This window comes from Paenibacillus sp. FSL H3-0329 (assembly GCF_037963285.1).
Taxonomy (GTDB): domain Bacteria; phylum Bacillota; class Bacilli; order Paenibacillales; family Paenibacillaceae; genus Paenibacillus_AQ; species Paenibacillus_AQ odorifer.
In genome coordinates this window covers 5,672,559-5,694,190 of record NZ_CP150150.1, presented here as the reverse complement: position 1 = coordinate 5,694,190, position 21,632 = coordinate 5,672,559, and the positions used below count along the sequence as shown (strand labels likewise).

Genomic DNA, 21,632 nt, shown 5'->3' with positions numbered 1-21,632 from the left:
AGGGAACCATTATGGCGGAAACAGCTGCAGCTCCCAAAAACGTAAAGTTTATCATCACCCGCCAGGACGATCCACAAAGTTCATCGTATGTCGAGGAATTTGAACTTCCTTATCGTCCAGGTATGAATGTGATCAGTGCTTTGATGGAAATTCAGCGTAACCCTGTGAATGCCAAAGGTGACAGCACAGTTCCCGTATGCTGGGATTCCAACTGTTTAGAAGAAGTGTGCGGAGCTTGCTCCATGGTGATTAATGGCAAACCCCGCCAAGCTTGCGCTGCACTTATAGACAATCTGGAGCAGCCTGTACGCATTGAGCCTATGAAGACATTTCCGGTGGTGCGTGACTTAGTCATTGACCGTACCCGGATGTTCAATGCGCTAAAAAGGGTGAAAGCATGGATTCCGATTGACGGTACGTACGATCTTGGACCGGGACCGCGGATGCCGGAGAAAAAACGGCAGTGGGCCTATGAATTATCCAAATGTATGACCTGTGGCGTATGTTTGGAGGCTTGTCCGAATGTCAACGAAAAGACGGATTTCATCGGACCGGCAGCCATTTCTCAAGTACGTCTGTTCAATGCTCACCCTACAGGTGAAATGAACGCTGACGAAAGATTGGACGCTCTTATGGAGGATGGCGGGATCGATGGCTGTGGTAACTCACAGAACTGTGTACGCGCTTGTCCAAAGGGGATTCCTCTTACGACATCTATTGCAGAAATAAACAAGCAAACAACGAAGCATATGTTCAAACGTTGGTTAGGTGTGTAATTAATAGTACCGCCAAATGTTTATCTATTGAGCTATCCTCAAAGTGGATTCCATTCGCTGGGGGTAGCTTTTTTTATGTTGTTAAGACTCTCTTATCTGCTTGAGGCGGGAAAGTCTTGCAGGGCTGGAGCAAGTTCAGAATATTGACCAATTTATGCTATAATATCCATTGTTAACGTAATGTTAGCTGTGGAACAAGGAGGAATAATCGTGATTTGTCGGGAGCAAGATGGAGCAATTGTAATGGTTAAGCAGCATGATCACGGGAAACTTGCCGGAGAGCTGGCCATTGGGTTCAAAGAGCAGCATGTGCCAACTGAAGGACGCCGGGAAGAGGTACTGTGGGCAGTAGCCCAGCATGATAGGGGTTGGATTGATCTCGATGAGACCCCTTTCTGGAATGATGCGGAGCAAGCACCCTACACCTTTATTGATTTTCCTGTAGTGCCTAAGTTGACCTTTTATAAGCGTGGATTAGATGAGATCGAGGAACACACACCGTACGGAGCGTTGCTGTGCAGCTTGCATTTTGAGCGGCTTATTAAGATTTCGGGACTCGATTATCCAGAACTAACGTTATATCAAGAACATGAAGAGGAACGCAGAGCACGTATCCATCGGGAGCTTGAAGCTTCTAAGCCTATCGGAGAAGATGAGCTGTATTATGATGCCCGTCTTTTAGAATTCTGCGATGATCTGTCCTTGTATTTGGCCTTAAATGAGCCGGGGTGTCCGAAATCAGAGGAGCATCCATGGTGGCGTGAAGGGTTCTCAGGCACTGAAGATTTCAGTTTTACGTCAGGTCGTGTTATCACAGCGGAGTGGCAGGATAAGTCAACGTTAATGCTTGAACCGTTTCCTTTTGTAAAAAACCTGGAAGTAGCATTTATGCTGAGACGAGTTCAAAAATCAGAAATCGCAAAAAAAGGGATTGCACGCGCTTACAGCGAAACTCCGGAAGAAGAATGCCGGATTGTTCTAACTGCCCGAAATAATATATAAGTTATTATTTGGACCGTCTGTTTTTCGGGGAAAAGGTAAAGAAAGGAGAATCTCCCTATGAAGATACAATCGTCTGGGGCTTCTCCCAATAAGAATGGCGATAAGATCCACAAGGACCCCTCTAAGGGGCGTTCTGGTAGCGAGTCTACAATTACCCGCCGGCAGTTCCTGACTCGGAGTGCGGCTGCTGTAATCGGCGCAGGATTGCTTACAAGCGGATATGCATGGCAGGGGGAGCCGAACTGGATTGAGGTCACTAAGCTGGACTTGCGTTTTAAGGAGCTTCCTTCGGCTTTTTCAGGGATGAAGCTTGTTCATTTCAGTGATACGCATCTCGGATTTAATAAGGATGCCAGGGATCTGGCCCGACTCGCTAAACATATAAGCAAAGCTGAACCGGATCTTATTTGCTTCACGGGTGACATTGTGGACAGCGATCCTGAGGATCTTGTTGAAGCCGTACCGGTGCTGGCAGCGTTAAGTGCGCCATTGGGTAAATTTGCGATATTAGGCAATCATGATTACAAGAATACCCAGCTGGTTACCGAGCTGCTGGAGTCTGCGGGCTTCCGGGTGCTGAGGAATAAATCCTACCTTCTAAAAAGAGGCGGGGCAGTCATGGCGGTTACGGGTCTGGATGATCTGTTACACGGTAAACCCGACCCAGCGAAAGCAATTACTGGTGTTCCTGAAGGAACCTTTAACGTCCTTTTGATGCATGAGCCGGATTATGCGGATACCGCACAGGCCTATTCATTTGATCTACAGCTTTCCGGGCACAGTCATGGCGGACAAATTCGCCTGCCCTTTATAGGTGCGCCATTTACACCTTATGGATCTCTTAAATACATAAATGGATTGTATTATACAGAAGACAAAGCCATGCCTGTGTATGTGAATAGAGGGTTTGGAGAGACATACATGCCTTTTCGGTTATTGTGTAGGCCAGAATTAACGGTTCTGACGCTGCATCGGTCCATGAGCTGATTAGGCTGGAATTTTAGCTGCACGGAAGGGGAGAGAAGATGAGCACCTATGGAGCAGTGTTGTTAGAGACACAACATGGTTTAGCAGTTGATCTGAGGCTGATCATGCCTGAGGATGTTTTAGCTTTGCGGCAGCTGCTCTCCCATCCAGATGTGCAGCGCCATATTCTAGTACGCTCTGGCCCTGGATCAGCATCTGCCCAGGTGGAGAAGCTGGTAAACCGGATGTTATTTGCCTTCGATCCTTGTGCGCTGCATGCCGGGATCTATTTAAAGGGGCAGCAGCGGTTGATCGGTATAGTGGCTTTGCAGAATTGGAACCGCCGTGAGGGCACAGCTACCTTAGGATATATGCTGGACCCGGCATGGTGGGGATGCGGGCTGGCGACGGAGGCCGTGGGTTTGTTTTTGAACTATAGTGTTCATACCCTTGGGATAACAAGGATCGAAGGACGCTGCACAGGAGATAATATTAGATCGGAACGTGTGATGCTCAAGAACGGTATGAAGCTGGAGCGGGTGATGCCCAAAGTCGGCTCCTTGGACGATGTAATGAAAGTATTCACATTGTTACACAAATGAAATAATGCCGTTATCAAACTCTAACAGTGTGCGGTTAAACTAAGTACATGACCCCCTTTTAAAAATATACTGCTTTGGGACCCGATCATTCGGGTCCATTTTTTTTGATTGAAAAGAGTAGCGTAAGTGATTGGCAGTACCGAATCCGATCGTTTATGATTAACATACTATGGAGTGGAATGACCAAGGAGGCGTAACATTTTGAATGAAGTGGTACAAACATTAAAAAATCATCGTTCTTTCCGGCAATATTCAGACCAGCCTGTGGAGCCAGAGAAGCTACAAATTATGATTGAATCGGCTCAAGCCGCACCGTCATGGGTTCATGGACAGCAGGTATCGATAATCGCCATCAAAGATCCTGTGCGTAAGCAGCAGCTTTCAGTTTTGTGCGGAAATCAGAAGCATGTAGCGGCAGCACCGGTTTTTTTGGTATTTTGCATGGATTTTTATAGAGCTAAAGTAGCTAGTGAGCTGGAAGGCAAGTCTTTTGAAGCCGTAAAAGATGTGGATGCACTTTTGGTTGGAGCTACAGATGTGGGAATCTCATTGTCTAACGCGATTGCAGCGGCGGAATCCATGGGACTGGGCATCATTCCTATTGGGGGTGTGCGCCGCAACACAGCGGGTGTGATTGAACTGCTGAAGCTGCCGGAGTACGTATTCCCTGTCGTCGGCCTATGCGTGGGATACCCAGCGGAGGAGGTTTCTCAGAAGCCGCGGCTGCCACTGGAAGCTATATTTCATGAGGAGCAATACAATCCGGACGTACAAGGCCTCCTGGAGGCGTATAATCAAACCCACCGTGAATTCTTGCAGCAGCAGGGGATGACGGAGAGAGATTGGACCAGTACGATTGCTCATTTTTATGATATCAACCCGGAATATGGAGATGCGAAACGTACGCTGAAACAACAAGGTTTTAGCTGTGATAATCTGTAAATAAACAAAAAATGCACCAAGCTGAGATTGGTTTAACGGAGGGTGAACCCTGCCCCTAAACCAATAACGCTTGGTGCATTATTTAATTTCTCGCTTAAACGCTTACCGTCCTTATAGGGACGGCGAAGGCGTTTAAGCTTGTTTACAGAGAAACTTTGACTTTTTGGCGCTGCTTGTAATAAACCCAGTGTGTAAAGCCTATTTCTTTAAGCTGTGCAGCTACCGCGTCCCGATCCTCGGCGACCCGGGACGGCTTATGTGCATCCGAACCAAAACTAACCTCTACGCCAAAATGTAGTGCCCGCTCCAGAATATCTTCAGAGGGATACCAGCCGCCGACCAGCTTAGTCCCGCCTGAGGTATTGATTTCGATGGCCACGTCACATTCACTGATTACACGCAGACAATCGTCAATCGGCTGAGGTGCAGGGATTTCGGAAAAAGCAGGATAATTCCCCTTCATCGCATCAACATGTCCGAGTATTTGGAACATACCACTGCGTGCGGAATCAGCAATTAACCGGTAATATTCAGACTTCACGCGGATCTTCTCATTTTTGCTAAGGTTTTTCCAGCGCCCTTTGTTAAAAATGCTGACTCCACCAACACTATGTACCGATCCAATCACATAATCAAAAGGGTAGGCGGATAATGTCTTACGGTATATCTCAGCATGTTCGGGGAAGTAATCTGATTCGATGCCTAACAGTACGTCGATAACGCCTTCGTACTCTTTTTTGAGGGAGAGAACATCATCTACATAATTAGCAAATTCGGATTTAGCCATTGCGATTTTGGGAAAAGCCTGATCGGATGGATCTCCGAAATAGGGAGTATGATCGGAAATACCTATAACTCCTAATCCAGCGGCAATCCCAGCTTCGATATAATCTCTAATCGTTCCGTCAGCATGGCCACAGCGGAAATGATGGGTGTGTAAATCAAATTTCATCAAGAACATCTCCTTTAAACAAGGTTATGCAATCAGCTCAGAAGTAATCGGTTCCACTTTGTGGGTGGGATTTATTCAGACCCGATAAATTGGGTTTCCGGCATGCCTTTAAGATCGCTTAGGAACTGCCTCATAGCAGAGTTTACGTATTTTCCTGATTTTGTGATCACGCCAACAGGATGGGTGACTTCCAGCTCAATAATTGGCACAATTTTGAGGGTGCCGGCTCGAACCTCAGCGGTTACTGACTGCTTGGAAATAATGGCGGCGCCCAAATCGAGCTCGACCATCCGTTTCACTTCCTCGCTGCTGGTCAGCTCCATAATGACCTGAGGTTGAATGCCATGTTTGTTCAGAACCTCATCCGCAAATTTACGGCCCACTGTATCTGGTGAGAGCAGAATTAGCGGGGTCTTGCTTAAGGCTTCTATCCCAGCGGTCTTCACTTGAGCGAGAGGGTGTCTGGGAGAGACCACCAGTTCGAAGGTATCATAATACAAAATGGAAGTAGACATGCCCGGGCTACGTCCAATTAAATAACCGATGCCGACATCAACAATGCCGTTTTCGACATGCTGATAAATTTGTGATGAGGACATAGAGGAAATTGATGTTTTGATATGGGGGAACTGGTCTTTAAAATAAGATAGAATACGCGGTAAAATTTGAATGGCGATTGAGGTAGTTGTGCCTAGAACTATATGACCTTGGGGATTTTCATCAAGATCTGCAAGCCGTTCCTTAAGTTCCTCGACAATCCTCACTATTTGTTCCGCATGCTCCAGAAAGACAGTCCCTCTATCCGTTAATGTAACTGGCTGGTTTCGGTCAACCAGCTGAGTCTTGAACTCTTCTTCAAGGCTCTTAATCTGTGCTGAAACCGCTGGTTGGGTCAGATTAAGCAGTTCTCCGGCCTTGCGAAAGCTCATCGTTTTGGAAATTGTTATTAGTGTCTCCAGCTGGCTGATGTTCATGGAATACCTCCTTTGGACCATCGAATTGGATCTGTAATTGCGTTAATATCTTACGTTCCACGTTGGCATTTGTTTAAATTATAGGAGATAATACCCGGCAGAGCAATGTTGCTGCGTAAACTATCTTGGGTTTGAATTCGACATATGCATTAATTTTTGCTGAATTGTGCCGATATATAAAGTATAATATATCCATATTGCTTGGGACTTTTGGTATATGACCAAAGCACGATAAAGGGGGAGACTAGACATTCATGAAAGCAGAAGTAATTAATCCGTTTCTAGAGTCTGCACGGACTGTTATAGAACAAGTAATTCAGGTCTCGCCTTCTACGGGGAGTTTAGGCATTAAAGAAATTGAACTGATCGATAATCATATATGGATTCAAGTAGGGATGACAGGCCAACTGAGCGGAAATATTATATTTGGTATCGCGGAGCAGGTAGCCTTGCGAATGGTATCGATTATGATGGGAGGCTTTGTGATCACCGAGATGGATGAGATGGGTCAAAGTGCAATTTCAGAGCTGAGCAATATGATCAGTGGGAATGCCAGTACCATTCTATATAATCAAGGTGTTTCGGTGGATATAAGCCCTCCTCAGATTATGAAGATGGAAAGCATGTCTTTTATGCCTCGTAAAGCGCTTAGTATTCCGTTGTTGATGGATGGGGTTGGAGAGATGGATATTCAGGTGATGATCTCTTAGGCAAGAGTTAGGAGCTGAAATACTTTTCATGGTACTCAAAGATAAGGTTGTTGTGATTACAGGAGCGTCCAGCGGCATTGGTGCATTAACGGCACAGATGCTTAGTAAAAAGGGGGCAATCCCCGTCCTGGTAGCACGTTCTGAAGCGAAGCTGAAAGAAACAGCGGCCGGTATCCCGGGCGTTTTTGGACTGTACACCTGTGACGTAACAGATGCTGTAGGTGTTCAGAAGACCTTCGCACAAATTTTGGCCGCATATGGCAGAATTGATATTTTGCTAAATAACGCAGGGTACGGCAAATTTGCTGCTTTTACGGAGATGGAGCCTCATGAATTTGACGATATGATGGATGTTAACTACATGGGGATTGTCCGGTGCACGAAGGCTGTTGTTCCACATATGCTGGAGCGGGGAAGCGGCCAGATTGTAAATGTGGCTTCCATGGCAGGGAAGATAGGCACAGCCAAATCCGTAGCCTACACAGCTACCAAACATGCTGTTCTCGGATTCACAAATGCGCTCCGTCAGGAGCTGCGGAAGAGCGGAATTATCGTCTCGGCTGTGAACCCGGGGCCTATCGCCACCGATTTTTTCAAAACGGCAGACCCGTCTGGCAATTATGAGAAGAGTGTAGCCCGGATGATGATGACCCCAGAGCATGTATCTTCTAAGATCGTTAAGGTTATGGAGACCGGCAAAGAAGAGCTCGATCTTCCGGGTCTGGCAGGGTTTGGCATACGGCTTTACGGGCTGTTTCCTCGCCTGGCGGACAAGCTTACTTATAATGCGATGAACAGAAAATAGACCCTGTTGTCAGCTTTATTGGCCTTCCATTTGGTGGAGAGGCCTTTTTGGCATATAATGAAGATATTATCTCAAGCGAAAAGGATGAATTACACTTATGAATAAAGCTTCTTTTGCGGCTATCGGCATTCAGGAAGACCTCATTGCCCGGTTGTCGGAATTCGGCATTAACGCTCCATCCCCGGTACAAGAGCAGACAATACCGCTTCTACTAGAGGGAAGAGATGTTATTGCAGCTTCCCAGACTGGAACGGGTAAGACGCTGGCCTATCTATTGCCGCTGCTTCAAACGATTAATCCGGAGCAGAAGGTGGTCCAAAAGCTGGTGCTCGCCCCTACACAGGAGCTGGCGATGCAAATCTTACGCGAGGCGGAGCGTTATGGCGAACAGCGCGGAATCCGAGTTATGGGTCTTATTGGCGGCGCCGCAATCAAACGCCAGATTGACAAGCTGCGTGAGCATCCACAGCTAGTTGTGGGAACACCTGGGCGGATCCGCGAGCTGATTGGACTTCGTAAATTGAAGATGCATGAAGTCAGTACTATTGTTCTGGATGAGGCGGACCAAATGTTCCAGCTTAGCGGAGCCGGCGAAGTCACAAAAATTGTCAGCAGTGCGCTGCGTTCACGCCAGCTTGTTATGCTGTCGGCAACGATCGGACCAGAGACGAAAGCGCTGGCTAATCGTGAAATGAAGAACCCGGCAGAGGTTGGGATTGCTCCAGGTGTAATGACTGCTGAAAGTTTGGAGCATCATTATGTTGTTGCTGAAGAGCGTAACAAAATGGACATGCTGCGCCGGGTGATTCGCCATTACAATCCCGATAAAGCGATTGTGTTCGTGAATGCTACAGACGATATTGCCGAGGTTGAGGCTAAGCTGAATCATCTTGGGCTTACTGCGGCAGCACTTTACGGAGATGCCGATAAGGTAACGCGCAGCAATGTATTAAAAGGTTTCCGGGAAGGCAAATTTCGTGTGCTTGTTGCCAGTGACGTAGCTGCCAGAGGACTGGATATTGAGAATCTTTCTTTGGTAGTTAGCTACGATCCTGCTTTTGATTCTGAACATTATGTACACCGTGCAGGCCGTACCGGACGGATGGGACGCCGCGGCTTATCTGTAACAATTGTTACAGAGCAACAGACCTTTATCATGCGGAAATTCGCCCGCGAATTGGATATTGCGCTTGAGGAGCGGGAGATGGTCGGTGGTAAGGTGCTTGCAGCAGATGAAGCGCGCAGCGCTTTGCACAATGGACGGGGACGGAGTAGTGAAGGCAGTGGGCAACGCCGTGATGGATCCGCTCCACGCAGCGGCAAGCCACCTGTAAGCACATCTGGAGCCTCCAATGTTCAGTCGCCAGCCGTTGGAGCAGGTACACCGCCTGCCAAAAGAATGGCTACGATTAACACAAGTGAAACAACAAGCGGAGAACAACAGCGCGATCCACAGCGCAGCGCGAATCCTTCTGCGGGAGCACGCGGAGATGCGACTCCTGCACGGAGCAAACGCAGCAGCAATGCGGAACGTGAGAAGAACCGTAAAAATAAAGGAGCTCCAAAGTGGTTGAAAGACAAAACTCCGAGAGGTGACGGTCAATGAATAATGCTCCCGTATTGCAAATTACGGGTCTCAGTGGTGGGTACAGCCTGAATAAGCCAGTGCTGCATGATATTGCACTTCAGGTGCAGCCTGGCGAAATGGTTGGATTGATTGGTTTAAACGGAGCAGGAAAAAGTACGACGATGAAGCATATTCTAGGATTGATGTCGCCCCATAAGGGCGATATCACCGTACAGGGCAAGACGCGTGCTGAAGATCCCGTTGGATACAATAATGCGTTGTCTTTTGTACCGGAATCGCCGCTACTGTATGACGAAATGACGGTTCGTGAGCATGTTGAATTTACTGCCAGAGCTTATGGGGTAGATCAAAAGGATTATGAATCCCGCACCTCGCATCTTGCCAAGCTGTTCCATATGGAGGATAAGATGGACACCCTGTCGACCCATCTATCCAAAGGGATGAAACAGAAGGTTATGATCATGTGCGCTTTCGTTGCACGGCCTGCATTATATGTCATCGATGAGCCTTTTTTAGGATTGGATCCACTAGGTATCCGCTCCTTGCTTGATTTCATGATGGATCTTAAGAACTCTGGATCGTCGATTCTGTTGAGCTCTCATATTCTTTCCACAATAGAGAATTATTGCGACCGTTTTATTGTATTGCATAAAGGTAAGGTGATTGCACAGGGTACGTTGGCGGAAATAGCGGCAACTGCCGGGCATCAGGGGCTGACTTTGGAGCAGCTGTTCTACGAGCTGGTTCAGGGAGGGAAATAATATGGATTTGAAAGAGCTGCGGCGCACGCGGCGCGGTCGATTCATGGGAAGTATGCTTCCTTATGTGGGATATATCATTCAAAGCGGCGTAGCCATGGTCTTCCTGTTCGTGTTGATCGTCTTCTCTGCTTGGTATACATCGCTGTTACAAAATGTACCTGAAGGCATTCCCATTCGCTGGATTATGTTAGCATTACTGTTGCCTGCGACAGTGCATAGCGGCTTCCGAACCTATTTGCAGACCCCGGATACGATCTTTCTGCTGCCTCAGGGTCACCGCATGAAGGAATATTTTGCACCCTCCTGGGTCAGTGGAAACGTGTGGAAGATCATTCGTTTGTTATTTGTACTGATTACCCTTTGGCCGTTGTACATACGTACAGATGATTCTCCCAAGCGACTTTTATTTACAGTATTGATCCTGATTGCTGTGAAGCTGATCGCGAGCTATGGATTATGGAAAGAGATAGCTATGCTGTCACGTCCGATGGCGGGTGTGTTTGCTTTCTTGCGCTGGGCAGTTGGAGGTTTGATTATTGCCGCTTGGCTGTGGCAGCCTGCCGGCCCAAGCCTGATATTTATGGTGTTATTGGCAGCAGCCTATCTTGCTGCACTGTCTGTGCCTGGGCGTCACGCTGTGCCATGGGAAAGACTGATCGCCATGGAAAACAATCAAGGTGCACGTGCGCTGATGGTTCTGGGCTGGTTCGTGGATGTACCCGGCCGTGAGCAACGGGTGTATTCCCGCCGTTATCTTTCCAAATGGGGCGCTAAACTGCCTTGGTGTAAGGATACTGCTTATCGGTATCTGCTGACCAAAAGCTTTGCCCGGGGCGATATCTTTGGAATCATTATGCGGATATCGGTGCTGGCTCTGCTGCTGAATTGGTGGAACCGTGATAGTTACTTTGGCACCGGAATTTATTTGTTCTTCCTGTTCATCATTGGTGTTCAATTGTCGGCACTCCGCAAATTGCATAGCGAGTCTTTTTGGCTGACAGTGTATCCTTTTCCTGAAGGCAGTAAGGCGGACAACACGACACAATTTGTATTCCGTGCGCATCTGGTTGTGGCATTGATTCTTGGATTACCTTTCTTAGCTTCCATAGGTGACCGTCTGATGCCAGTGATCTTTACCTTAGCGGCAGGTATTGTGGTAGTCTTCCTGTTTAAAGGATACTTGTCCCGCAAAGCGGCACGATTGGATGACGACGATTTGTAAAGCAATTTCATAGTCACAATAAAAAGGCTGTCTCACAGTAGAGAAATTCTACGAATGAGAGAGCCTTTTTTTGCTGGAAGCATAATTTGAGCCGGGCAAGTCCTTAAATTTGCAAAAACGGAACAGAGTATTTAAAAAATGCTGTATGTCTTTTACCAGATAGCTCCAGCATAATAAGCCTGTATCTTACATCATGTATACGCTTCCATTCATAGGCGTAGTCATCCGTACCAACAAAACAGTATTGGGGGAGGATTCAGGCGTGAAAAGAAGATTATCAATATTCATGGTGGCGCTTTTACTATCATCCTTATTCTTGAATGTGCTTGAGGCGGGTATACCACGGGCCGCAGCGGATGCCGCAGGAGTTCCAGTGTACTATGATCCCACAAAAAGTGTGGAGGAGCGCACTGCGGATCTATTATCCCGAATGACGCTGGAAGAGAAGATTGGGCAGATGGTTCAAGCAGAAAGAGCTGCCGTCACTCCTGAGGAGGTACAGAAATATGCTCTTGGCTCTGTACTCAGCGGGGGAGGCTCATTCCCTAACGGAAAAGAAAGTGACAGTACCCGCGTTAACTGGAGAGACTTGATAGATAGCTATCAGGATGGTGCATTGTCTACCAGATTAGGCATTCCGCTGCTCTATGGGGTGGATGCGGTGCATGGACATAACAATGTCAAAGGCGCAACGCTTTTTCTGCATAATATTGGCCTAGGGGCTGCTAATGATCCCGCATTGACTGAGCTTATTGGTGCAGCTGCTGCTAGGGAAGTAGCCGCAACAGGAGCGAACTGGACATTTGCCCCAACGATAGCCTCCCCTCATAATGCAAGATGGGGTAGAACCTATGAAGGTTTTAGTGATAATCAGGATATTTCAGCAGAACTAGGTGCGGCTTATGTGTTTGGACTGCAAGGACGGACTGCTGCTGCATTGGCAGGGACAGATACAATCACGGCAACAGCAAAACATTATCTAGGTGAAGGTTATACAGATAATGGTGTAAATCAAGGCAACATCACTAAATATACCGAGCAAGAGATCATGGATAAGGATTTGAAAATTTATAAAGCAGCTGTAGACGCAGGGGTGCAGACGGTTATGGCCTCCTATCACAGCATCCAAGGTCTTAAAATGCATGCCCATAAACATTTACTGACCGATGTTTTGAAGGGTGACAAGAAAAATGGCGGGCTTGGCTTTACCGGTTTCGTGATTTCGGATTATAACGCTGTGCAGCAAATCACAGTGGATAGCGAGGGCAAAGCAGTTAGCGGATTGAAGAACCAGCTGTATGTGTCCGTAAACGCCGGAGTCGATATGTTCATGATGCCGACCGTTTGGAAGGATACGATTAAGTACATCACAGAACTTGTAGGCGAAGGTAAAATTACTACTGAGCGCATAGATGATGCGGCAGAACGTATCCTGCATGTCAAAATCGCTTCAGGATTGTTCGAGCATCCCAAAAGCGAACCGGATCTGTTGAGTGCATTTGGCTCAGCAGAAAGCCGCAAATTAGCCCGCCAAGCTGTGGCGGAGTCGCTTGTTCTTTTGAAGAACGATGAGGTAAATGGAAGTCCAATTCTATCGCAATTAAGCGGGATGGATAAAATATTCGTAGCAGGTAAAAACGCTAATAATATCGGTAACCAAGCCGGTGGTTGGTCGATCACTTGGCAAGGGAAGTCGGGCAATATAACTGAAGGCACGACGATCCTCGAAGGGATAAAGGAGGCTGTTCCTGCTTCTACAACGGTCAAATATAACCTGAACGGGCGGGGAGCTGCGGGTTATGATGCGGCGATCGCTGTTATCGGTGAGACACCTTACGCCGAGACCGATGGCGACCGGACCAGCTTGAATCTGGATGAGCAGGATCTGGCGACACTTGCGAATATACGTGCTGCTGATCCTAATATTCCGCTTATCGTCGTATTGGTGTCTGGACGTCCAATGACGATAGCCAGCCAAGTGGAAGATTGGGATGGGCTTGTGGCAGCTTGGCTACCAGGTACAGAGGGTGCTGGAGTAGCTGATGTGTTATTTGGTACTAAGGATTTTGTAGGCAAAAATCCAATTCGTTGGCCATTCACTTTGAATAATTATCCGGCAGACAATAACAGTACCAATGTGTTGTTCAAAACGGGATATGGCTTGACCAAAAATGAGAAAACACCAAAGCTTCCAACCGCTCCTGTCGATCCGGAAGCTCCAGAGATTCCTTCCCTGCCGGTTCCCGGCAAAATTGAAGCAGAGGACTTTTTGAACAAAAGCGCAGGACTGCAAACTGAAAACACGCAGGATATAGGTGGCGGTCTCGATGTCGGCTATACCTCGGCTGGACAGTGGCTCGAATATAACGTGAATGTGGCGCAAGCAGGTACGTATCAAGCCGATTTCCGCTATTCCGTTAATAGTGGCACTACAGGCATCAACATCAAATCAGCAGAGGGAACCAAGCTAGGAACATTAAGCGTGACCTCAACAGGTGGCTGGCAGAATTGGCAGACGAAAGCTGTAGAAAATGTTGTGTTTAAGAAGGCAGGATTGCAAAAGATCCGTCTGGAATTTACCGGTGGGGATATCAACCTGAACTGGGTGAGCTTCACTCGAACAGGTGATGTGCCTGTAGATCCATCAAATCCCGGAGATGGCGGGGAAAGCACTAAACATGTTATTAAGTCAGATGTAGTTAGCTCCTGGGTATCGAGTGAGCGAGATCCTTCCGATCGGAAATGGTATTATGCTGACCGTTATCAAGAGGGTGATTTGAAGCTGGAAGAGCAGGCGAAGCTGGATATTGTGGTTCCTGACGTGAAGGCAGGTACAGAGATCCATATTGATCCTGACCGGAAATATCAATCTATTCTAGGGATCGGTACCTCCATGGAGGAATCGACGGTTAATAATCTGGCGAAGATGTCTGCGGCGAAGCAGGAGGAATTGCTGCGGAAAATGATTAATCCTGTATCAGGGATCGGAATGAGTATGCTCCGGTTGACGATTGGGACGGCTGACTTTACAGATAAACAATTTTATACCTACGATGATATGCCTCCAGGACAAACCGACATTAATTTGGAGCATTTCTCCATCCAAAAGGACATTGACTACCATATCATCAGCACGGTTAAAAAAATTCAAAACATCAACCCGGATATTAAGTTTTTTGCCTCACCTTGGAGCCCGCCGGGTTGGATGAAGACTACAGACAGTATGATCAAAGGCCAAGTGAAGGATGAATATCTGCCTGTACTGGCCAAATATTATCTTAAATTCGTACAGGAGTACGAGAAGCTGGGAATTACCTTTGAAGGTCTGACCTTGCAGAATGAACCTTTGCTGGAAATTGAATATCCAAGCACCAAAATGCCGTGGGAGCAAGAAGCACAGCTGGCTAAACTGCTGCGGAAGGAATTAGATGAACATGGTTTTAAAGACGTGAAGCTGTGGACATTTGATCATAATCCTGGTGACACGATGGCCTATCCAGCACAAATCCTAGGCAATCCTGAATTAGGTGCCTACGATGCGGTGGACGGAACTGCTTTTCATGATTATGGCGGTGACCTTGGTCTGATGACCCAGCTCCATAATCTCTATCCTGACAAAAATGTATATTTGACCGAACGCGCAGTCTGGGGTACCTCAGGCGCAGACCGCATTGCTCAATATTTCCGTAATTGGGCCCGCAGCTATAACTCCTGGGTAGCGATGCTGGACAGTGATATTGCCTCTCATCAGTGGACCGGAACGCCAGACCCAACCCCGATTGTGCAGGATTCGGGAGACCGTAACCATTACTGGCTGCTGCCAGAATATTATCTGATGGGCCAATATACGAAATTCGTTAAACCGGGGTACGTGCGGATTGATAGTGACTACGGCTCAAGCAGCACTGTAACGAACGTAGCTTTTGCTAGTCCGGATGGAAAAGAGATTGTGACGGTAGTGATCAACCAGACGTCGGATCCACAGCCGTTCAAATTGCTAGTGGACGGTGCGCAAATTAGTGCTGTGCTGCCGGCGAAATCAGTGGGCACTTATAGCTGGGAACGTCTGAATGGTATACAGACGGTGCCGGGTGTAGTGAATGCTGTTGATTTTGAAGAAGCGCAAGGGGTTTACACTGTAAATGAGCAGGGTTATATTGGCGGGTTCGCGCCAGACGCCTCGTCCACCTTCGACTATGTGATTGATGTTAAAGAAAGCGGTAAATATTCACTTCAATTTAAGCATGCTGCTCAATTCAGCGATGGCGCCGGAAAATCGGTGGAAATTAGTGAAGATGGTAAGGTTATCGCTACGCTTCCAATTGTGCAGCAGACGGAGAGTATGACAGATTTTGCAGATTATCAATCCTTGATCTTTCTGAACAAGGGCATTCACAAGCTCACCTTGAAGACGAACGGGAACGGTTATAATATCCGTTCATTAACTTTACGCCAAGCGCCTTCCGGATCACATGAGCTTCCTGGTGTGCTTCAAGCGCAAGACTACACTACAGCTTCAGGGGTGTTAGTGACGGGTGGTGCAGTGGGTTATACTGACCCCGGCGATTGGATGAAGTACAAGATTAATGTACCTGCCAGCGGTACCTACCCACTCTTGATCTCCTATGCTACTAATCAGGATGATGCAGAACTGGAACTGCTGACGGGAGAGGATGGAGCAACAGTAACGACAGCGACTTATGCTTTGACGAAGACGGGGGGATGGTCCAATTGGCAAATAGCTAATGGAACGGTAACCTTGCCTGCCGGGGAGCAGACGCTGACCATGAAAGTAAATGGAGCAGGATTTCATCTGCAGTCGCTTACGATCGGACCCGCGCTTCAATCGGAGACTGCTTTGGTAGAAGGAAATGAGGAGGGTGCAGAAGTTATCGTCAAGCTAGTAAATGACAAATATGCACCTGAACTGGATACCGCTTATTGGTCTATTGAAGGTTACGAGGGAACGGTTGTGGATAGCGTATACCGGGTGGATGATTATACAGCGAAGGTCGTATTAGCGGGGACGCGAGCTATTGATTTCGACACTGATCGTACGCTTACGGTTACCGCTGATGTGTATCAGACAGAATCAAATCAGTCTTTTGGCAGCGTCCATGTTCTGAAATTGCCACTTATAGTTACAGCAATCAACGACGAAGAGAGCATCAGTCTTTCTCCGAACACGCTTCCTTATCAAGTGAACGGGAATGAATTGGTAGTTAGCCTTATAGGAGGAACGTTTAATCCTGATGCCATTCAGAGCATTTCTGTCTCTGGCCCAGGTAAGGATCAGGGGCATGTAAGTATTGGGGCAGCTGCCTTACTTGACCCAACCCATGTGAAGCTGACGCTGGCATGGAATGATCATACCCCGTATTATAGTGATTTGCAGCTTACCGTGAATGTGCCTGCAAATGCTTATGCCGATTCAAGTGGTGGCGGCGTGCTGCGTGCGGAGGTTAAGCTCTTAGGAACAACTAGTGCTACAGCACCTATAGAAGTCACAAGCTTGAACGGATTGGATCAATTCTACCAGCTTCAAGGTATCACAGTCAGCGGCCAAGGCAGTGGAGCGAAGCTGACCGGCATTGATGCTGGAGACAGCATTGATTACTGGGTAAATGTGCCGCAGGATGGAAACTATGCTTTTACGCTTACCGTGACTTCCGCGAATGGTGCTCCTAAGGGCATTATTTATAAAACGGAGGATGGGAAGACATTAAGAACCGTTGATGTGCCGAATCTTTACTCGCAAACCGTTGGCATACGCACCGTTCTTCAATTGAAGGCTGGTGAACAGAAGCTGCGCCTGCAAGCTGGATCAGCAGGATACGAGCTTAGTGGTATTAAAATAGAACCTTATACTGAAGTAATCATGGATGGCACTGGTTCTTTGAAAGTGGAAGCCGAGAATTATTACGATGCTACACCCAATGGAATTCAGAGTACCTTGACTGGCGGTGTGCTGGATTTTAGAAATGTCGGGTTTACCGTTGCAGGTGGTTCCATGGATTATATGCTTGATATTATTGAAGCCGGATTTTATAAAATCGTATATCGGTATGCTACAGCACAAGGCGGAGTAAGCACTACGCTATCTGTAAATGGTACAAAACTCTCGACAGTGCCTATGCCTACTACAGGTGGCTGGTCGAATTACACGCTGGCGAGTGGTGTCGTACAACTTGCGCAAGGAAAACAGGTAGTACGGATGAACTTCAATAATGACGGTGCCAATCTAGATTGGTTCACGCTTGAACGGACGGAAGAAGGAGAGCAGCCGATTCATTCAAAGACTTCCTTACCTGTTTCTTCTTTGAAACCGGGAGCTTACAGCGGATTACAAACGATCAGCCTTACTACAGCGACATCAGGAGCAGAGATTCATTACACAACCGATGGGTCGTTGCCTACAGCAGACAGTCCACTTTATACCGGAACTATTGACGCAGCAGGAGTCACAGTTCTTCGTACGATAGCGGTAAAAGAGGGCATGGAGAACAGTTTTGTAGCTCCATTCACGTATGTGATCAGCGGAGCGGTTGATATGAAGACGGTGTCAGCACCGCAGGCTGATCCTGCCGGGGGAACTTATACAGGGCAGGTTGCTGTGAAGTTAACTACAGCTACAGCTGGAGCGTCTATTCACTACACGTTGGATGGCACTGTACCTACAGCAGCCAGCGAACTGTATAGTGGAGTGATTTATGTAGGCAAGAGCAAGACGATTAAGGCGATTGCTGTAAAAGAGGGCTGGAAGCCAAGTGATATTTCCAGTTTTGAATATATCGTTTCTGCGGATAAACCTGAACCAACACCAACACCTACACCAACAGCAACGCCTGAACCAACCCCAAGTCCAACCTCTGAACCGACTACTCAGCCAACGACAGCACCAACTTCCGGAAGCGGGGGTACCTCAGGTGGTGGCAACAGCGGAACAACAGGGGGGGATTCAAGCGGAAATGCAGGCAGTGTAACAGGCAGCACCATCCTTACAGCAGCACCAGTGCTGAACAGTAATACCGGTGCGGCAAGAGCAAGTATAGACCTGGAAAGCTTGAAAAAGGCTGCTACAGCAGGCTTAAGTGGAGCAACTTCAGCGGTTACTGTTGATATACCGGCAGTAGCTAAAGCTAAGGGTTATGAGCTGCAATTGCCAAACGGTATAATCTTTGCAGATGATAAGACTTCATTGGTCGTTCATACTGAATTTGGTGTGCTGGAGCTGCCAGGTAGTCTGCTGAAACAAGCGGCAAAAGAGGCAGGAACCCCATGGGTAATTACGATAACCAAGGTGGATTCAGATTCTCGCCCAGAATTTAAACTGAGCGTAACTATCAATGGCAAGGAAGCCGTATGGAACAGTTCTGACATGCGGGTTAAGGTGTCCCTGCCGTATACTCCACAATCAGAAGAACGTGGTAAAGAAGGACATATAACGATTCATAGTCTGAATTCGTTGGGGATTCTAACGGTTGTTCCAAGTGGCAGATATAACGCTGCTACGGGGATGGTTTCCTTTACAGGAATTCTCTCTGGTACGTACAGTATCACCTTTACGGAGAAGACATTCCGGGATATCGGCAAATTTGAGTGGGCCCGCAATGCGATTGAGGTGCTTGGCTCTAAAGGCATCATCAACGGAATGACAGAGGATCAATTTGTGCCTCAAGCGGAAGTGAAGCGGGGAGATTTTGTGCTCCTGCTTATAAAAGCGTTTGGCTTGGAAGGAGATAGTGCAGAAAGCTTCACAGATGTGCAGCCTGGCGATTACAGATATGAAGCGTTGGCTATGGCGAAGCAGTTGGGGATCACCACTGGTCGTCCAGATGGAAGCTTTGATCCTAACGCTTCTGTTACGCGGCAGGAAATGATGACACTGGCTGCAAAAGCGATTGCAGCAGCCGGCAGACAGCTTCCAGCCGGCAACGGAGCTTCAATGTCCAGTTTCACGGATAGCCAGCAAGTATCAGCATTTGCACGTGACAGTGTGGCAGCACTAATACGTGCTGGCCTGATCAAGGGAGACGGCTTGCGGATTCATCCACAAGGTGTTACCACCCGTGCAGAGGCAGCGGTCTTGATCTACAACCTGTACAATCTGTAATACATCAGTTGTAAAGATACTTTAGCTTTTGGGCTGTCGCATCCGTAGATTTTCTACGTTTGCGACAGCCTTTTTTAGGTGTGGTTATTGGGTGAGTATCTAAGTTTAGAAGTTCGCATTAGCTAGATCTACATTAAGCCTGCAACTCCGCCGCCGATCATAATTATCCCCGGAGGCTTACGGACCCCGCAGACGTTATTTGCAAATATATAACCTTTATCGGGGAAATTCGGACACCAGTGGCGTTATTCCCTATGAAGAGGTTCATATTTGGGGTTTGGCATGCTAATAACGGCTTTGGGGTCCGTAAGTAAGTAAAATATGGGATTATACTGCCTTTAGGGTCAGGGGTGTCCGATAGCTGCTTTGTGCGGGCAAATGTGATCTGGGGTAACGAAGGTTGGTGCGGTTGGTGCTTAGACCAAGGTGGAATAAAAAAAGACGTGGACGTCACAGCAGCCATTATCATGACCTACTGGACACCCACGTCTATTGTAAAAAAAAGGGATTGAAAATAGGAAAGAGCTTAAAGCTCTCTCCCGAGACTGTCATTAATGGTTAGACAAAAAGTGAACGGCTGATGATAACCAGCAAGATAAAGAGAACCAGGATGGCGCCAGTGCTAGTGAATGGGCCACCTCCACAACATCCATATCCGCCTCTAACTTCTTCGCTCATGTTCATTCCCCTTTCGGTGTGTGTGTTGTACTTGAGTACATCGTATTGTATGTGCGGAGAGAGGGGCGTGTATAGGCCAATGTCGGAGTCGTGTACAAAAAAAATCAGCTCCATGAAAACGGAGCTGATTGTAAGCTATATAAAGTTCAGTTAGGCTTTTTCTAAATCGCGAACACCTGCGTATACAAGATCGAAAAGATCTTCGAGCTGTTCCTCTTCGATACATGAGAAGGCAATACGTAGATCAGTTTCACCCAAAGCAATAGTGCCTAGTCCGTAATTATGAATCAGGTGAAGCCGGAGCTCTTCAGCCGCAACTGTGTGCAGCTTCAGACACATAAAGTAACCGGAGTTAAAAGGATAATACGTCCATACATCCTCGCCGTATTTACCGCTATCGAGCAGTGCTTTTACTTTATTCGCACGGCCTTTCATGATCTGGAACTTCTCTTCCTTCTGTGCTTCGAATTCCGGCGACTTCAAGGCGTCTAGTACGAAGGTTTGCGAAGGATGCGCACCGCTGGAAATGGTGGCACGGATGATACCTAGTGTTTTTTGCTCCAATGCTGCCAGCAGGTCTTTGTCCTCCGAGGCATAAGTGATGAAACCCACACGGAAGCCCCAGACAAATTCTTCTTTGGTCGCACCGTCAATCTTGATTGGAAGCACACGAGGATGCAGATGAGCCAGTTTGCCGAACAGCGATTCTTTTAGTGAATCCTCAAAGAATAACCCGAAGTATGCATCATCACTTACAACAACAACGTTGATGCCTTCCTCAGCCGCACGAAGGATAGCTGCGACGATCTTATCGCCTTCCTTAATTCCTGGAGTATATCCGGTAGGATTGTTAGGGAAGTTCAGCAGCACAATCGCTTTGCCGCGTTCTTTTTGAGCGAGCAGCGCGTCTTCCAGACCTGCACTGTTGAAAGTCATTTCTTCTGTGAACAGCGGATAGTTAACGGTCTCCCCATGGCGGCGGATTCCGAAGGTTAATTCGTAGTTCTCCCAGTTCTTGTCCGGGTAGATAATCGCGTCACCTGGCTCTGCGAAGAGGTCAGCGACAATGCTAAGCCCGTGAGTCAGGGCATTGGTTACAACGGGATTGCTGATGGTTTTACCTTCTAGCGATGGATTTTCGCGCAGCATCTTTTCACGCCATACAGTACGCAGCTCTGGTTTACCTGCCGGAGGGGCGTAACTATAAAGATCCTTAGGACTGTAAGCGGAGAGTTTATCCTGAATGACGCCGAGGTGCATAGGTACGCCACCTTCAGTAGCAATACCGATAGTTGCGTTGTATTTCTTGGCGTGAGCTCCTGCTTCAGCGGATTGGCTCAGGATGCCCTCTTTTGGGAAGTAAATCTCTTTGCCAAGCGTAGAGAGCATATCATACACATGTTCATTTCCTGCTTTGATACTTTCGTTTAATTGTCCAGCTAGTGGATTCATCAGTTTCATCCTTCCAGGGTTCTTTGGGGATAACATACTGTTAACATTGCCTAACATTATATCACCGCCAATTGCAACCGTCACTTGGA

General features: G+C 47.5%; 15 protein-coding genes. 11 read left to right on the top strand and 4 right to left on the bottom strand.

The features are described 5' to 3' along the window. The first annotated feature begins 11 nt into the window (after positions 1-11). From sdhB to NSQ66_RS25120, 5 genes are all read left to right on the top strand, one after another. Positions 12-776 carry a succinate dehydrogenase iron-sulfur subunit gene (sdhB, locus tag NSQ66_RS25140; protein WP_036679800.1) on the top strand — a complete coding sequence of 255 codons (765 nt, stop codon included), beginning with the start codon at positions 12-14 and terminating at the stop codon, positions 774-776. Between the two features lie 210 nt (positions 777-986). Further along, a complete protein-coding gene (locus NSQ66_RS25135) occupies positions 987-1,778 on the top strand; it encodes a DUF3891 family protein (protein WP_051491089.1) in 792 nt (263 codons plus the stop codon). Between the two features lie 57 nt (positions 1,779-1,835). Then, complete coding sequence (locus NSQ66_RS25130) at positions 1,836-2,765, top strand: metallophosphoesterase (RefSeq protein WP_081382462.1); 930 nt, start codon at positions 1,836-1,838, stop codon at positions 2,763-2,765. Between the two features lie 38 nt (positions 2,766-2,803). Then, entirely contained in the window at positions 2,804-3,346 is a 543-nt protein-coding gene (locus NSQ66_RS25125; protein ID WP_051491088.1) for a GNAT family N-acetyltransferase, read from the top strand. Between the two features lie 210 nt (positions 3,347-3,556). Further along, positions 3,557-4,288: an NADPH-dependent oxidoreductase gene (locus tag NSQ66_RS25120; RefSeq protein WP_256717607.1), complete on the top strand. Its 732-nt coding sequence runs from the start codon at positions 3,557-3,559 to the stop codon at positions 4,286-4,288. A 142-nt stretch (positions 4,289-4,430) separates the two neighbouring features. Here NSQ66_RS25120 and NSQ66_RS25115 read toward each other — a convergent pair whose 3' ends face one another. After that, on the bottom strand, positions 4,431-5,240 hold the full coding sequence (locus NSQ66_RS25115; protein ID WP_038573175.1) for a histidinol-phosphatase: 810 nt from the start codon (positions 5,238-5,240) through the stop codon (positions 4,431-4,433). Between the two features lie 71 nt (positions 5,241-5,311). Further along, positions 5,312-6,214, bottom strand: coding sequence for a LysR family transcriptional regulator (locus tag NSQ66_RS25110; protein ID WP_038573173.1), 903 nt, complete (start codon positions 6,212-6,214; stop codon positions 5,312-5,314). Positions 6,215-6,468: 254 nt separating this feature from the next. On the opposite strand from NSQ66_RS25110, the gene NSQ66_RS25105 reads away from it, so the two are divergent. The 6 genes from NSQ66_RS25105 to NSQ66_RS25080 all read left to right on the top strand — a co-directional run bounded on the left by NSQ66_RS25105 (position 6,469) and on the right by NSQ66_RS25080 (position 19,413). After that, positions 6,469-6,924, top strand: coding sequence for a chemotaxis protein CheX (locus NSQ66_RS25105; protein ID WP_036679793.1), 456 nt, complete (start codon positions 6,469-6,471; stop codon positions 6,922-6,924). Positions 6,925-6,952: 28 nt separating this feature from the next. Beyond that, positions 6,953-7,729, top strand: coding sequence for an SDR family oxidoreductase (locus NSQ66_RS25100; RefSeq protein WP_076099368.1), 777 nt, complete (start codon positions 6,953-6,955; stop codon positions 7,727-7,729). A 97-nt stretch (positions 7,730-7,826) separates the two neighbouring features. Beyond that, positions 7,827-9,335: a DEAD/DEAH box helicase gene (locus NSQ66_RS25095; protein ID WP_076099367.1), complete on the top strand. Its 1,509-nt coding sequence runs from the start codon at positions 7,827-7,829 to the stop codon at positions 9,333-9,335. Beyond that, entirely contained in the window at positions 9,332-10,078 is a 747-nt protein-coding gene (locus tag NSQ66_RS25090; protein WP_036679788.1) for an ABC transporter ATP-binding protein, read from the top strand. Before NSQ66_RS25095 ends, NSQ66_RS25090 begins: the two co-directional genes overlap by 4 nt. Before the next feature lies 1 nt (position 10,079). Further along, positions 10,080-11,300: an ABC transporter permease gene (locus NSQ66_RS25085; RefSeq protein WP_076099366.1), complete on the top strand. Its 1,221-nt coding sequence runs from the start codon at positions 10,080-10,082 to the stop codon at positions 11,298-11,300. A 262-nt stretch (positions 11,301-11,562) separates the two neighbouring features. Further along, complete coding sequence (locus NSQ66_RS25080) at positions 11,563-19,413, top strand: glycoside hydrolase family 3 N-terminal domain-containing protein (protein ID WP_339279452.1); 7,851 nt, start codon at positions 11,563-11,565, stop codon at positions 19,411-19,413. 558 nt (positions 19,414-19,971) lie between these two features. On the opposite strand, the gene NSQ66_RS25075 is transcribed toward NSQ66_RS25080, so the two are convergent. Beyond that, positions 19,972-20,091, bottom strand: coding sequence for a YjcZ family sporulation protein (locus NSQ66_RS25075; RefSeq protein WP_212592220.1), 120 nt, complete (start codon positions 20,089-20,091; stop codon positions 19,972-19,974). Positions 20,092-20,241: 150 nt separating this feature from the next. Continuing rightward, positions 20,242-21,543: an aminotransferase class I/II-fold pyridoxal phosphate-dependent enzyme gene (locus tag NSQ66_RS25070; protein WP_076212747.1), complete on the bottom strand. Its 1,302-nt coding sequence runs from the start codon at positions 21,541-21,543 to the stop codon at positions 20,242-20,244. Positions 21,544-21,632 lie beyond the last annotated feature (89 nt).